A 14,565-nucleotide genomic window follows, 5' to 3' on the forward strand; every position below is an offset into this window, starting at 1 on the left:
CAGTTAGGCCCAAAACTGCGATAAATTACTGATTTTATCGCATATTCACCGCAATGTGACGCTGCTCTGACTAGCAATAATCAGTGCGGCGCTACATAGGATTGTCAGCTCTTAAATATCCGTCATTTCGGAATATTACCGTGAATCGCATCATTCCTCTCGTACTGGCCATAGCCCTATTCATGGAGCAGATGGATTCGAACGTCATCTCGACGTCGCTTCCTGCTATCGCTGCTGACATCGGTACAAGCCCTATTGCGCTCAAGCTGGCACTGACCGCTTACCTTGTTGCGCTCGCAGTTTTCATTCCCGTCAGCGGCTGGATGGCGGATCGCTTCGGGGCCAAGAATGTCTTCCGGGCTGCAATTGCGGTATTCGTGGTTGGTTCTGTAGCCTGCGCTGCATCGAATTCACTGACTGCTTTCGTCGTTGCGCGGTTTTTGCAGGGCATGGGCGGTGCGATGATGACACCGGTTGGCCGTCTAGTACTTATCCGTTCGACTCCGCGCAGTGAACTTGTGTCAGCTATGGCGTGGCTTACGATTCCAGCAATGGTCGGGCCGCTGGTAGGTCCACCAGTCGGTGGTTTCATCACGACTTTCCTGACTTGGCATTGGATATTCCTGATTAATGTACCGATCGGTTTCGTCGGTATCTGGTTTGCAACGCGGTTCCTGCCGGACACAGACGAGCGCATCGTAAAGCGCCTTGATTGGACGGGCTTCTTTCTTTCCGGGATCGCAATGTCTGGCGTTGTCTTCGGACTGTCGGTCGTCAGCCTGCCAGCCTTGCCGCCAGCGGTTGGTTTTACAACCCTTGCAATCGGTATTGTCTGCACGGTTCTCTATCTTCAGCATGCGAGGAGAACCGATGATCCGCTGCTGAACCTGAAACTTTTCGATAATCAGGTATTTCGTTCCGCAGTCATCGGCGGCAGCATTTTCCGGTTCGGGATTGGGGCTATTCCATTCCTGCTGCCATTGATGTTTCAGCTTGGCTTTGGTCTCACACCGTTTCAATCGGGTATGATGACTTTCGTTTCGGCGATCGGTGCGATCAGCATGAAATTCGGTGCAAAGCGTATCTTTGTTCGCGTTGGTTTCCGGCGCGCCTTGATGGCAGGGTCCTTGATTTCGGCCTGCTTCATTGCCGTCAACGGCCTGTTCACACCGACAACACCTTACTGGATCATCATCGGCTTTTTGCTGGTGGGGGGCTTTGCGCGTTCGTTGTTTTTCACTGGTGTCAATGCGCTGGCTTTCGCCGAAATCCCCGATGAAAAGACCAGTCAGGCGACGCCCATCACGGCAGTGGCGCAGCAGGTTTCCATTGCTATCGGTGTGGCATTGGCAGGTGGTATTCTGGAAATCAGTACGTCGTTACGCGGAGCCCATCTCGAATTGGTGGACTTCCACATCGGCTTCTTTGTGGTTGCTGCCGTTTCCGCTCTGGCTTTTCTCTGGTTTGCGCGGCTCGCACCTGATGCAGGCAAGGAACTGTCTGCGCCAACAGTCGTGAAACATCACGGTAAGGAGCCCGCAGCCATCGAAGCCGCGAGCACCTCAGCCGGAAAATAAGCTTCAGCCTTTGAAATCGCGGGCGAGTAGATAAAGCTCGACCGATTCCGCGCGTGATGCAGGTGGTTTGACATGATGCACAGAGCGGAACTTCTGCTTCAGCAGAGCTAGTAGTTCATTTTCCGTGCCACCCTGGAATGTCTTGGTGAGAAAATGCCCGCCCGGCTTCAAAACCGAAATGGCAAAATCAGCGGCGACTTCACACAGATGCACGGTACGCAGATGATCAGTCCTGCGGTGGCCAGTCGTCGGGGCAGCCATGTCGGAAATAACTAAATCGGGCTTGTCACCGAGCGCATCCATCAGTTTTTGTGGCGCCTCATCATCGAGAAAATCCATTTCCAGCAAGACAACGCCGGGCAGGGGGTCGACGTGAAGGTAGTCGATGCCAACGACGTGCGGATTCTCGTCGGTTGAACCGACAATCTTGGCCGCGATCTGCGACCAGCCGCCAGGCGCAGCGCCAAGATCGATGATCTTCTGGCCCTTCTTGAGCAGATCATAACGATCATTGATTTCAATGAGCTTGTAGGCTGCGCGCGAACGATATCCGTCCTGCTTGGATTTATGAACATACGGGTCGTTCAAATGGCGCTGCAGCCAGCGGCGTGACGATTCCTTGATCGTGCCTGCTTTTTTCTTCACACGTACCTGCAGATTGCTGGAGCCCGCGCCACCGCGACCGCCAGTTTTTACTCCACCCTTGTTTCCGCCTGCCTTGCTCATTTTCAGTGCCTGTTTCTAGCGCCTGTCGCGCGATTGTGCCGCCATGCGCCGTCGCGCGACATCAGTTCGGTCAAAATGCCTTCACGCAAACCACGATCGGCAACTAGTAGTTTTTCGCTGGGCCATACTTTGCGTATCGCATCGAGAATAGCACAGCCTGCCAATACCAGATCGGCGCGATCTGCGCCAATACACGGGTTGGCTACACGAGCGTCAAAATCCCATGAGAGAAGACGGTTGGTCATTTGCGTCACATCGTCGGCACCCATCCACATGCCATCGACCCGGCGCCGATCGTAGCGGTCGAGGCCGAGATGAATTCCAGCGAGCGTGGTTACGGTTCCAGATGTACCCAGCAGGTGGAAACGTGGACTGGCAGTCAGATTTCCGAGACACTGCCGCTCGGCAAATTGCGCAAGCAGATCGGTCACATGCGAAACCATGGAATCGAAACTTTCCTGCGTGACATTGCGTCCGCCGAAACGTTCTGCCAGCGTCACCACGCCGACAGGAAGAGACGTCCAGGCCATGATATGCTCTGCCAGACGAGGAGAACGGCGACGGGAAACATCAATCAGCGCAATTTCAGAAGAGCCGCCACCAATATCGAACAACACGACGGCATCCGTTTCGCGGGTAACCAGTGTACCGCAGCCTGAGACAGCGAGCCGGGCTTCCGTCTGCCGGTCTACGATCTCCAGTTCAAGTCCGGTTTCCGCCAGAACCCGTGCCAAAAATGCTTCGCCATTCGAAGCCGAACGGCAGGCTTCGGTGGCTATCAGTCGCGAACGTCTGATTTTCTTTCCTGCAAGTTTGTCACGGCAAATCTTCAGTGCTTCAACGGCACGATCCATCGCATTTTCGCTAAGCTGGCCAGTGGCACTCAAGCCTTCTCCCAATCGTACGATGCGTGAAAATGCATCCACAACGCGGAATTGGCCCGGCCGCGTCGGCGACGCAACCAGCAGGCGGCAATTATTTGTGCCAAGATCCAAAGCCGCATAAAGTGGAGCGTCGCCCTTTTCGTGATGCGCGCCATTAGCAGCGCGGGGCATTTGGCCATTGCCGCCCTTACGCTTGTTCGGCGTCGATGCATGTTGGCTTTCCGGGCGCGCGACATTATGCGTAGACTTCAACGCAGCTTCAGCTACCAGCGGCGTTTGCGCACCCTGTTGTCGTGACTGCTTCTTTTTACGAGCGCGGCGGCGGCGATTCGAGATTTTTCCGGAAGATCGCTGTTGGTTGTTCGCTGTTTCTGCAGCCTCGGGCTTTTGCGCAGAAGCTTCAACAGCCGGCACAGACTTACCGCGCCGACGCCGACGTGCGCGTTTACGCTGGCTCTGCGAATTCGTGCCTTCGGTCTCGTCCTGTGGCTTTGAGCGTCCTGAATCGGATGCACTACGGGCATTGCCGATATCTGTAACGGCTTTCTTGCGCGGTCTGCGCTTGCCGTTATCGGGCGGATTCCGGGCCTGCGAATTGCCCGATTGTCCGCCGGACGCCCCTTGATGCACCATTTCGGCGGTGCGCTCGTCGGGGTTCTTCAAGGTTCTTGTCCTTATGGCGCCGCGCGAACCTGTCAGGACGCAAGCAAGGCGCTTCAATTTCTACGTTGTGCATAATGTAACAGTGGTTTTCTGTTTTACCAAGGGGCAGGCTGTCGAGAGCCGCCGGAAAATTTTGAATGCACGTATGAAATTTGAGCCAACGGCGCGCCCGAGGGCTTTCGCTGGTGGCGAAAGCCCTTAAGGAGACGATATGTCTGCAGATTAGATGTCGTAAGTATGGGCTGCGTTGATTGTCGCAACGAATTGTTTTGTGCGCTCACGCGTAGGCCGCGTGAAAACCTCGTGTGCGGAGCCCGTTTCAACGATATTGCCCGACTCGAGAAAGACGACGTTCTTTGCAATTTTGGAAGCGAGCCGCAGGTCGTGTGTCGCGATCACCATGGTGGTGCCTTCCTTTGCAAGTTTGCTCAGAACATCAACGACTTCGGAGGCGAGTTCGGGGTCAAGGGCCGAGGTGGGCTCATCGCATAACAGAACACGCGGGGATGGTGCCAGTGCACGTGCAATCGCGATACGCTGTTGCTGGCCACCAGAGAGCGTTGAAGGCCAAGCATCCGCTTTATGCGCCATCCCTACCTTTGTGAGCAATTCCATCGCACGTTCTTTTGCCTTGTCCTTCGGCCATTTCAGAACCGTAACGAGGCCTTCCATCACATTCTGGATCGCGGTCTGGTGAGGAAAGAGCTGGAAGTTCTGAAACACCATGCCTGTCTGGCGGCGGATTGATTGGATTGCCTGCCAGCTCGGCTTACGGTCAGGCTCGAAGCTGAGACTCTGGCCACCCAAAACCAGAGTGCCCGACGTCGGAATCTCCAGCAGGTTTATGCAACGCAGCAACGTGCTTTTGCCTCCGCCGGATGGACCGACCAGTGCTGTTACTGTGCCCTCGGCAATCGCAACGTTGATATCATTAAGGATCACAGCGTCGTCAAAGCGCTTTACGATGTGTTGCAGCTCGATCATGCGTTTGTCTCCAGTGTGCCGCCATAACGCCCGAAGCGTTTTTCAAGGCGCACTTGCAGCGCTGAGAGTACGGAACTCATCACGAGATAGATCAAGGCTGCTTCGATATAGAGGATGAGAGGTTCGTAAGTGGTCGCGACGATACGTTGCGCGGACTGGAAAAGCTCCGGCACGGTGATGGCGGCTGCAAGCGACGTATCCTTTACCAAAGAAATGAAGGAATTGGAGAGCGGTGGTACTGCGGTGCGGGTTGCCTGTGGCAGAATGGTGCGCGCAAGTGCCTGACGCCAGCTCATACCAATGGAATATGCGGCTTCCCATTGACCTTTCGGAACGGCGGATATGACCGCCCGGATAATCTCCGAACTATAAGCACCAACGCTGAGAGAGAAACCAATTACGGCTGCTGGAAATGCATCGAGATAGATGCCGGCGCTTGGCAGGCCGTAAAAGATTACGAACAACTGCACAAGCAGGGGGGTGCCGCGAAATATCCAGACATAGAAGCGTGCAATAGATGAAAGCCAGAGCGGAGCGAACAAGCGCACGAGCGCGGTCAGGAGCCCTAATGTCAGGCCGAATGCAAAGGACAGAAGGGTGAGGGGAATGGTGAAAATCAAGCCAGCCCACAAAAGAGTCGGCAGGGATTCCACCATCAGTTGAAGCCAATCGGGCACGGTTTTCGGCTCCTCAATAATGCATAAAGTCAGACTGAAATGAACTTGCGCTGATGAGCCTGCGCGTCCTTATCTTATACAGTCTGACATTCATGTCTTGGGAATAGTTTTTCACAATCACAATAAAACGAAGCCGGAAGTGGCTTCCGGCTTCGTCTTGTAAACCAGGAAAAACGCTTACTTGGAAACGTCCTGACCGAAATACTTCTGTGAAATTTTGTCGTAGGTGCCGTCGGCTTTAATTTCGTCGAGAGCCTTGTTGATCGCCGTAACGAGATCATCGTCGCCCTTGCGGACGATGATGCCCGACGCGTCGGCATTTTCTTTCTCGGCCACAACCTTAACCGGAGCCTTAGGCTGGTGCTTTTTGAAGTCGAGGAAAGACAGGCTGTCATTAAGGGTCGCATCCGCACGGCCTGTCAGAACAAGCTGGATCGACTGGTCGAAACCATCTGTGGCTACGAGTTCAGCGCCAGCTTCCTTCGCGAGCTTGCCGTAATTGCTGGTGAGCGACTGTGCTGACTTCTTGCCCTTAAGGTCAGCAAAATCCTTGATCGTATCGTCCTTGTCGTTGACGATCAGAACGACCTTGGAAACGATATAGGGGTTGGAGAAGTTGAACTTCTTCTGACGCTCTTCGGTAATGCCTACCTGGTTGATAACGGCATCATAGCGTTTGGAATCAAGCCCAGCGATGAGCCCGTCCCATTTGCCTTCAACGAATTCCGGCTTTACGCCGAGCTTGGCGGCAACGGCTTCACCAATCTCCACGTCGAAGCCGACAAGCTTGTTGTCCTTGTCGTGGTAGGTGAACGGCGCGTAGGTGCCTTCAGTGCCGATCTTTAAAACGCCCGCCGACTTGATGGCGTCGAGATTTTCTCCAGCCATTGCGCCGGTGAAGAGAGCTGCCTGAATGATGCCTGCGGTAGCGATGATCTGAGCGAATTTCATTTTCGGTATCCGTGAACTGGTTGATGTTCTATTGATCGCAGAAATTTAATTCTAAAGATGCGTCCAAAACGACCATTACGCCGCAATTATTAGGATTGATTACTAATTGTTTGAATAATCTGAGTGAATAATTCTAACGCCTTTTAGTCCGGATCGGAAGGGTGGAGAAAGCATTCACTCGCCCTCAGTCACTATGAGACGACTTTAACCAACCGATGCCGGTTGAACGCAAGGCGCCGCCAGAATTTCAGCTGGCGGCGCTTTGCGTGTCGGTGGGCAGGCCAACTACTAGGGTTTGCCGTAACCGCCACCGGTTGGTGTGATGACGGTGAAGGCTTCACCTGCTTCCAGAACGGTCTGGTCGCAGTTGCCGAGCACTTCGATGGAGCCGTCCTTTCGCCGTACTTCATTGCGACCGGTTTGACCGGATTCGCCGCCTTCAAGGCCGAAGGGCGCTACGCGGCGATGCCCTGAGAGAATGGCGAAATCGAGTGTCTTAAGTGCACGGATCGTGCGCTTGGTGCCATCGCCCGCATGCCATTTGCCCTTGCCGCCGGAGTCTTTTCTGATGTGGAAGTCTTCCAGCAACACCGGGAAACGGGTTTCCAGAATTTCCGGGTCGGTCAGGCGCGAATTGGTCATGTGGGTGTGCACGGCATCGGCACCGTTGAAACCGGGACCGGCGGGCGCGCCGGAGCAGATGGTTTCGTAATACTGATATTCGTCATTGCCGAAGGTCAGATTATTCATCGTGCCTTGCGCTGCGGCCATGGCCTTGGTCGCGCCGAACAGGCAGTTGGTGACAGCCTGACTGACCTCGACATTGCCCGCCACGACCGCCGCCGGATATTGCGGCGAGAGCATTGAGCCTTCCGGCACAACGATCTTGATCGGTCGCAGGCAGCCCGCATTCATTGGAATGTCGCCCTCGACCAGCACGCGGAAGACATAAAGCACAGCTGCGCGGGTCACGGGTTCCGGTGCGTTGAAATTGTCGGAACGTTGTTCCGACGTGCCGGTGAAATCGACCGTCGCTTCGCGCTTTTCCTTGTCGATCGTGACGCGCACCTCAATTTGGCAGCCCTGATCCATCTCATAGGTGAAATGGCCGTCCGGCAGCTTGTCGAGCACACGGCGCACGCTTTCGGCGGCATTGTCCTGAACATGGCCCATATAGGCTTTCACAACATCCTCGCCGAAAAGACCGATCATCTTTTTTAGCTCGGCGACGCCCTTTTCGTTGGCGGCGATCTGCGCCTTCAGGTCGTTGACGTTCTGCGTCAGGTTGCGAACAGGGTAGGTCGCCCCCGTCAGCAGAGCGGCGAGCGCTTCCTCGCGGAAGGTGCCGCGATCCACCAGCTTGAAATTGTCGATATAGACGCCTTCCTGCTCGATATTGACCGCACGCGGCGACATGGAACCCGGCGCGATGCCGCCAATATCCGCATGGTGACCACGGCTTGCAACCCAGAAGCGGATTTCGCGATTGTCGTCATCGAAAACCGGCGTGCAGACGGTGAGGTCAGGCAGGTGGGTGCCGCCATTATAAGGCGCGTTGATGAGGAACACATCGCCCGGCTTGATGTCGCTGTTTTCGCGGATGGCGGTGGCGACGGATGCATCCATGGAACCCAGATGCACCGGCATATGCGGCGCATTGGCGACGAGATTGCCTGCCGCGTCGAAAACTGCGCAGGAAAAGTCGAGACGTTCCTTGATGTTCACCGAATAGGCGGTGTTTTGAAGCGTCACGCCCATCTGCTCGGCAATGGACATGAAGAGATTGTTGAAAATCTCCAGCATGACCGGGTCGGCTTCGGTGCCGATGGCCGTGCGGGCGGGCAGCGCCTTGATGCGCGTCAGCACCACATGGTCATGCGCGGTCAGGCGAGCCTGCCAGCCATCTTCGATGACGATGGTCTGGTTTTTCTCGATGATGATCGCCGGGCCGGTGACGGTCTGGCCGCGCTGCATCTGCTCACGCAAGACGACGCCCGCATCGTGCAACGTGCCTTGCGAGAAGAAGCTGGTCCGCTTGGCGGTTGCCGCTTCCAGGTCACTGTCGAGCGACTGAGCGCTTTCGGTTTCGCCAGCACCTCCGCCAACGGCTTCAACTTCCACAGCGTCGATAACGAGAGCCTTGTTTTCCGCAATGAAGCCGAAACGGCGCTTATGGGCGGCCTCGAACTCGGCGCGAAGACGGTCGGCATTGTCCTCTGCTGGGAACGTGGCTTCAACGGACAGCACCGTGTCAGTGCCCGCATAGCGGATGTGGGCGCGCAGATGACGCTGCACGGCTTTAGCCTCTATGCCCTGGGTCAGAAGTTCGGCAACGCATTCCTGCGCCAGTTCTTCACCCAGTTCTTTCAAGGCTGAAGGCGCTGCTGAATCGAGCGCGACGCCAAGCGCCTTTTGGCGCGTGGCGCGAATATCGGCCAGGCCCATGCCATAGGCGGACAGCAGGCCGGACATGGGATGAAGGAGAATATTCTTCATGCCGAGCGCGTCGGCCACGAGGCAGGCGTGCTGGCCGCCCGCGCCGCCAAAGCAGTTGAGCGCGTAGCGCGTCACATCATAGCCGCGCTGGACGGAAATTTTCTTGATGGCCTCCACCATATTGGCAACCGCAATGCGGATGAAACCATCGGCAACGGCTTCCGGCGAACGGCCATCGCCGATTTCAGTTGCCAGCGCGGCGAAGCGTTCACGCACCCGCTCCACATCCAGCGGCTGGTTCTGGTCGGGGCCAAAGATTGCCGGGAAAAATTCCGGCAGAAGCTTGCCCAGCATGACATTGGCATCGGTGACGGCGAGCGGTCCGCCGTTGCGATAGCAGGCTGGACCGGGATTGGCGCCCGCCGAATCCGGTCCGACACGGAAACGCCCGGCATCGTAATGCAGGATCGAACCGCCACCTGCGGCAACGGTGTGGATCAGCATCATCGGCGCGCGCACACGCACACCGGCAACTTCCGTTTCAAAAGCGCGTTCATATTCGCCGTCGAAATGCGCGACGTCCGTGGAGGTGCCACCCATGTCAAAGCCGATGACTTTCGGGAAACCAGCCGTTTCGCCGGTGCGGGCGAGGCCGACGACACCGCCTGCCGGGCCGGAGAGGATTGCATCCTTGCCCTGAAATAGATCGGCTGCGGTGAGACCGCCAGACGACATCATGAACATGACGCGCGCGTCGGTGCGCTCGACATCCAGCTCGTTGGAGACCTGCGCAACATAGCGGCGAAGAACCGGCGACAGATAGGCATCGACGACGGTGGTGTCGCCACGACCGACCAGCTTGATCAGTGGCGAAACTTCATGGCTGACGGAGACCTGTTCAAAGTCGAGACTGCGCGCAATGCGAGCAATTTCAGCCTCATGTGCAGGGAACTTATAAGCATGCATGAGCGCGATGGCGACGGATTTGTAGCCCTGTTCCTTCAGTACAGCCAGTACGGCCTCCGCCTCGGCGGGATCGAGCGCCGTTTCGACCGTGCCGTCTGCCTGAACGCGTTCGTTCAGTTCCACGACCTTTTCATAAAGCGCTTCCGGCTTGATGATTTCGGTCGCAAAGATGTTCTTGCGCTCCTGATAGCCAATGCGCAGCGCATCGCGAAAACCCTTGGTGGTGACAAGGGCCAGCCGCTCGCCCTTGCGCTCCAAAAGCGCGTTGGTCGCGACCGTCGTGCCCATGCGAACTTCGCCGATAATTCCGGCGGGAACCGCTTCGCCGGTCTGGAGGCCAAGATGCAGGCGAATGCCGTGTACGGCGGCATCCTTATAGGCAGACGGGTTTTCGGAGAGAACCTTACGGGCATGGAGCTGGCCCTGTGGATCGCACCCGATGACATCGGTAAACGTGCCGCCGCGATCGATCCAGAAATCCCATACTCCGCGTCCTGTTCCGCTCATTATTGGCTCCCTCACACAGCACTACTGGTGCATTTCGAAATCTTTTCAGGATTTCATAGTTCCACTTTATTGACAAAATGTCGATAAGATGGTGACATAAAATACACATAAATAAGGGAGCAGCAAGAATGCGGAAGAACAGGGACGGTGAAGAAACTGTAGCGGCGTCTTCCGAGCCCCGGGAAACAAACTTCAATGAAGTCGCGTTGCCCAGGCATCTGCGCCCCGTTGCCTCAATAGGTCCCATTGTATCGTCTGCGCATCTTGCTGAAGGCGGTTCGCCGGGTATGTCCGAGGTTGAATATGGCCTCATTCTCGCATCGCACGCGTTTTCGCGCTGGATGGTTCGCTGCATGGCTGCAGCAGGATTGCCGGGGCTCTCTCCCATCGAAGTGCTGATTCTTCATTCGATCCGTCATCGTGATCGCGAGAAGAAGCTTGCCGATATCTGCCTTGTTCTCGATATTGAAGATACGCATATTGCGACGTATGCCATCCGCAAGCTTGAAAATGCCGGTCTGCTGACCACCGGCAAGGCAGCGAAGGAAAAGACGGTGAAGATCACCGCCAAAGGAGCAGAAGCCTGCGCGCGCTATGCGCAGATTCGCGAACGCCTTCTGGTTGATTCCACCGCCAATGCGCGCCCGTCTGAAGAAGCGCTTTCGGAAGTGGCTGCCCTTTTGCGTTTCATGTCCGGTGCATTCAATCAGGCCACGCGGTCTGCCATCACACTTTAAGAGGGTTGGAAGTTTGAGCGGAACCGAGTTGAGCGAACGAGTTTCAAAGCCTCTGCTGACCGTTGATGGCCTCAGTGTCGAATTTGGCGCGAGCCGTGTCGTTGACGATCTGAGTTTCTCGGTACATCCGGGTCGCACGCTGGCTGTGGTCGGAGAGTCCGGTTCGGGCAAGTCCATCACGTCGCTTTCCATCATGCGGCTTGCCGATATGAGCGGCGCGAAATTCCCGTCTGGCCGGATTCTGTTTGGCGAACGCGATCTGCTGAAAGCCGATCAAAAGACGATGCGCGGCATTCGCGGCAAGGAGATCGCCATGATCTTCCAGGAACCGATGACGTCGCTCAATCCCGTTTTCACTATCGGCAACCAGCTATCCGAAGTGCTGATGCTGCATGAGGGCATGACCCAGCAGGCGGCGCTTGCCGAGGGTAGGCGGCTTCTGGAAATGGTGCGGCTGCCGGATGCGGAAGGGCTGCTGAAGCGCTATCCGCACCAGCTTTCTGGCGGGATGCGCCAGCGCGTCATGATCGCCATGGCGCTTGCCTGCCGCCCGAAACTGCTGATCGCCGACGAACCAACGACCGCACTCGATGTGACCATTCAGGCCCAGATACTGCACATTATCAGGGATTTGCAGCAAGAACTTGAAATGGCTGTGATTTTCATCACGCACGATATGGGCGTGGTGGCGGAAATGGCTGACGATGTGGTCGTCATGTGGAAGGGCAAGAAGGTCGAGGAAGGCCCGGTTGGGCAGATTTTTTCGAAGCCGCAACATGCCTATACCAAGACGCTACTGTCGGCAGTGCCGAAGCTTGGCAGCATGACGGGCGAAGCCTTTCCCAAGCGGATGCCGGTCATGACCATGCGTGACGGCATGCCGGTTTTGACGGGCGAGGAGCGCATTCAGGACACGGCGCGTTATGGCGACAAGCCGTTGCTTTCCGTAGACGATCTTTATGTACGCTTTCCGATCAAGAAGAACCTGTTCGGGAAGGTCACGCATGTCTGCAACGCTGTGTCGAAGGTCGCATTCGATATCTATCCGGGCGAAACGCTGGCGCTGGTCGGTGAATCCGGTTCGGGAAAATCGACCATAGGGCGCACCATCCAGCAATTGCAGACGCCGCTTTCCGGCGATATTCGCTTCAACGGCAAGGCCTATTCGGCCATGAGTGCTGCCGAGCGATATGCCATGCGCCGCGAAGTGCAGTATATTTTCCAGGACCCGTTTGCATCGCTTGATCCGCGCAAGACGGTTGGCTTTTCCATTGCAGAACCGATCCGCACGCATGGCCTTCTCGACAATAGTAAGGCGATCAATGCGCGCGTGGCAGAATTGCTGGAGCGGGTTGGTCTCGGCCCGGAACATGCCAAGCGCTATCCGCACGAATTTTCCGGCGGTCAGCGCCAGCGCGTCTGCATTGCGCGTGCGCTTGCCTCCAAGCCGAAGCTCATTATTGCCGATGAAGCTCTGTCGGCGCTTGATGTTTCCATTCAGGCGCAGGTTATCAACCTGTTCATGGACCTCCAGAAAGAGCAGGATCTCGCTTATCTCTTCATCAGCCATGACATGGCGGTAGTCGAAAAGATGAGCCACCGCGTGGCCGTTCTCTATCTCGGCCAGATCATGGAACTCGGCTCGCGGCAGCAGGTTTTCGAAACGCCGTCGCATGACTACACGAAGCGGCTTCTCTCGGCGGTGCCGATTGCCGATCCCGCTGCGCGCACCAACCGTTCCGCACTGGAAGGTGAAATTCCAAGCACGACGCGCCGGATTGATGACAAGCCGCCGATCTATCGCCATCGCGAGGTCGCAACCGGGCATTTTGTGGCCGAAACTGCCTGACGCATAAAGTTCAACAGAAACCCAAAGGGGAAAAACAATGATAAGGAAAACACTTAAAGCCGTTCTCATGGCTTCCGCTCTCTCGGCGGCAGTGTTTGTATCTGCTCCGGCTTTCGCTGCCGGAAAGCTGACCGTTTCGTCGCCGCAGGACCCAGGCAGCTGGGACCCGATCGACACTTTCCTCGTCAACTGGGCTTCTGTCGCCACCAATATTTTCGACGGTCTGGTCTATCGCGGACCGGACCTCAAGATCGTTCCGGCCCTCGCAACCTCGTGGGACGAGCTAGACGAAGGCAAGCGCATCCGCTTCCATCTGCGCGAGAACGTCAAGTTCCATAATGGCGAGCCGTTCAACGCCGAAGCCGTCAAGTTCACCTTTGATCGCCTGCTCGGTGACGAGGGCGCGAAAGGCCCGCAGCGTTCGAACTATATCGCCATCGAGAAAGTGGAAGTTATAGACGACAAGACCGTCGATTTTCATTTGAAGGCACCGGACCCTGTTCTCATCACCAAGCTGGCCGGTTATGGTGGCATGATCGTTCCGCCAAAATACATTCAGGAAAAAGGCGACGATTATTTCAACACGCATCCGGTCGGTACCGGGCCATTCAAATTCGCGTCCTATGAACCGAAGGTGAGCATCAAGCTTGAGGCTTTCGCTGATCATTGGGGCGGTGCGCCGAAACTTTCCGAACTGGAATATCGCTTCATCACCGAGCCTTCGACCGCCGTTGCCGAACTTCAGGCCGGTCGCGTCGATCTGGTCATCCCGCCGACCATTCCGATTGGTATGATCCCGACCATTCAGGGCGATCCGAAGCTGGAGCTTGTCACTGCATCGGGTCCAACTGTCTATGCCCTGCGCTTCAACACGGCTGATGGCATCACCAAGGACGAGCGCGTTCGCAAGGCGCTGATCATGGCGGTTGACCGCGATGCGATCATCCAGTCCATTCTGGCAGGTCAGGCCGAGCCGATTGCAAGTTTCCAGGGTTCGCTGTCCTTCGGCTTCGACCCGAACATGAAGCCGCTGCCTTACGATCCGGAAGGCGCGAAGAAACTGCTCGAAGAAGCGGGCGTCAAGCCTGGCGCAACCGTGCAGATCGATGTGCGCGGTCAAGATGCAAGCTTCAATGAAGTGGCGCAGGCTATCGCAAGCTTCCTGCAAATGGTCGGCGTCAATGCCACCATCAAGCCTTATGACACCAATGTTTTGCTGAACGATATCATCCCGCAGGGCAAGACCGGCGCCATGTTCCAGCAGGCCTGGGGCGGCTGGACCTTCGACTACGATAACACCGCCTATTCCATGTACCATTCCGGCGAGAAGTGGAACCCGTACGACAAGGACGAAAAGCTCGACAAGATGCTGGAAGCGCAGCGCTCGGTTATTGATCGCGGCGAGCGCGAAAAGCTCTTGCAGGAAATCGCGGTTTACGCTGCCGACCGTGCACTCGAAATGCCGCTTTACAATCTCAAGGCAATCTTCGGCGTCAACAAGCGCGTGAAGAACTTCGTGCCGGTTCCCGACAGCCGTTTGCGTCTCACGGACGTCACTGTCGAGTAAGCAAGAATGACAATACGGCAAGCCGGTCATATCCGGCTTGC

10 protein-coding genes are annotated in these 14,565 nt (G+C 56.3%); 4 read left to right on the forward strand and 6 right to left on the reverse strand.

Annotation, left to right across the window (positions count from 1 at the left end):
* Positions 1–140 precede the first annotated feature (140 nt).
* Positions 141–1,577: a DHA2 family efflux MFS transporter permease subunit gene (locus tag CES86_RS24720; RefSeq protein ID WP_040128274.1), complete on the forward strand. Its 1,437-nt coding sequence runs from the start codon at positions 141–143 to the stop codon at positions 1,575–1,577.
* Between the two features lie 3 nt (positions 1,578–1,580).
* Here the strand turns inward: CES86_RS24720 and CES86_RS24725 are convergent, their stop codons facing one another.
* From CES86_RS24725 to CES86_RS24750, 6 genes are all read right to left on the reverse strand, one after another.
* A complete protein-coding gene (locus CES86_RS24725; RefSeq protein WP_061347054.1) occupies positions 1,581–2,303 on the reverse strand; it encodes an RlmE family RNA methyltransferase in 723 nt (240 codons plus the stop codon).
* Positions 2,304–2,305: 2 nt separating this feature from the next.
* Positions 2,306–3,850, reverse strand: coding sequence for a Ppx/GppA phosphatase family protein (locus tag CES86_RS24730; RefSeq protein ID WP_094515666.1), 1,545 nt, complete (start codon positions 3,848–3,850; stop codon positions 2,306–2,308).
* Positions 3,851–4,072: 222 nt separating this feature from the next.
* Positions 4,073–4,834, reverse strand: a complete 762-nt coding sequence (locus CES86_RS24735; RefSeq protein WP_012093173.1) for an amino acid ABC transporter ATP-binding protein — start codon at positions 4,832–4,834, stop codon at positions 4,073–4,075.
* Complete coding sequence (locus tag CES86_RS24740) at positions 4,831–5,511, reverse strand: ABC transporter permease subunit (RefSeq protein ID WP_010658995.1); 681 nt, start codon at positions 5,509–5,511, stop codon at positions 4,831–4,833. Before CES86_RS24740 ends, CES86_RS24735 begins: the two co-directional genes overlap by 4 nt.
* Before the next feature lie 177 nt (positions 5,512–5,688).
* A complete protein-coding gene (locus CES86_RS24745; RefSeq protein ID WP_010658994.1) occupies positions 5,689–6,462 on the reverse strand; it encodes an amino acid ABC transporter substrate-binding protein in 774 nt (257 codons plus the stop codon).
* A 288-nt stretch (positions 6,463–6,750) separates the two neighbouring features.
* Positions 6,751–10,371 carry a hydantoinase B/oxoprolinase family protein gene (locus tag CES86_RS24750; protein ID WP_094515667.1) on the reverse strand — a complete coding sequence of 1,207 codons (3,621 nt, stop codon included), beginning with the start codon at positions 10,369–10,371 and terminating at the stop codon, positions 6,751–6,753.
* A gap of 128 nt (positions 10,372–10,499) precedes the next feature.
* Here CES86_RS24750 and CES86_RS24755 point away from each other — a divergent pair, with 128 nt between their 5' ends.
* Genes CES86_RS24755 through CES86_RS24765 form a run of 3 tightly spaced genes read left to right on the forward strand, consistent with a single transcriptional unit; the run spans position 10,500 to position 14,524 of the window.
* Positions 10,500–11,108 (forward strand): winged helix DNA-binding protein, encoded by a 609-nt coding sequence (locus CES86_RS24755; RefSeq protein WP_167387153.1) that lies wholly within the window; start codon positions 10,500–10,502, stop codon positions 11,106–11,108.
* Positions 11,109–11,121: 13 nt separating this feature from the next.
* Positions 11,122–12,957, forward strand: coding sequence for an ABC transporter ATP-binding protein (locus CES86_RS24760; RefSeq protein ID WP_012093170.1), 1,836 nt, complete (start codon positions 11,122–11,124; stop codon positions 12,955–12,957).
* Positions 12,958–12,994: 37 nt separating this feature from the next.
* Positions 12,995–14,524 (forward strand): ABC transporter substrate-binding protein, encoded by a 1,530-nt coding sequence (locus tag CES86_RS24765; RefSeq protein ID WP_012093169.1) that lies wholly within the window; start codon positions 12,995–12,997, stop codon positions 14,522–14,524.
* The last annotated feature ends 41 nt before the right edge of the window (positions 14,525–14,565 follow it).

It is taken from the genome of Brucella lupini, from assembly GCF_002252535.1.
GTDB classification, from domain to species: Bacteria; Pseudomonadota; Alphaproteobacteria; order Rhizobiales; family Rhizobiaceae; genus Brucella; species Brucella anthropi.

What these genes read in the sequence shown, in the direction of transcription:
- CES86_RS24725 (WP_061347054.1), bottom strand. Translation starts at nt 2,303, where the DNA reads ATGAGCAAGGCAGGCGGAAACAAGGGTGGAGTAAAAACTGGCGGTCGC.
- CES86_RS24735 (WP_012093173.1), bottom strand. Translation starts at nt 4,834, where the DNA reads ATGATCGAGCTGCAACACATCGTAAAGCGCTTTGACGACGCTGTGATC.
- CES86_RS24745 (WP_010658994.1), bottom strand. Translation starts at nt 6,462, where the DNA reads ATGAAATTCGCTCAGATCATCGCTACCGCAGGCATCATTCAGGCAGCT.
- CES86_RS24750 (WP_094515667.1), bottom strand. Translation starts at nt 10,371, where the DNA reads ATGAGCGGAACAGGACGCGGAGTATGGGATTTCTGGATCGATCGCGGC.
- CES86_RS24755 (WP_167387153.1), top strand. Translation starts at nt 10,500, where the DNA reads ATGCGGAAGAACAGGGACGGTGAAGAAACTGTAGCGGCGTCTTCCGAG.
- CES86_RS24765 (WP_012093169.1), top strand. Translation starts at nt 12,995, where the DNA reads ATGATAAGGAAAACACTTAAAGCCGTTCTCATGGCTTCCGCTCTCTCG.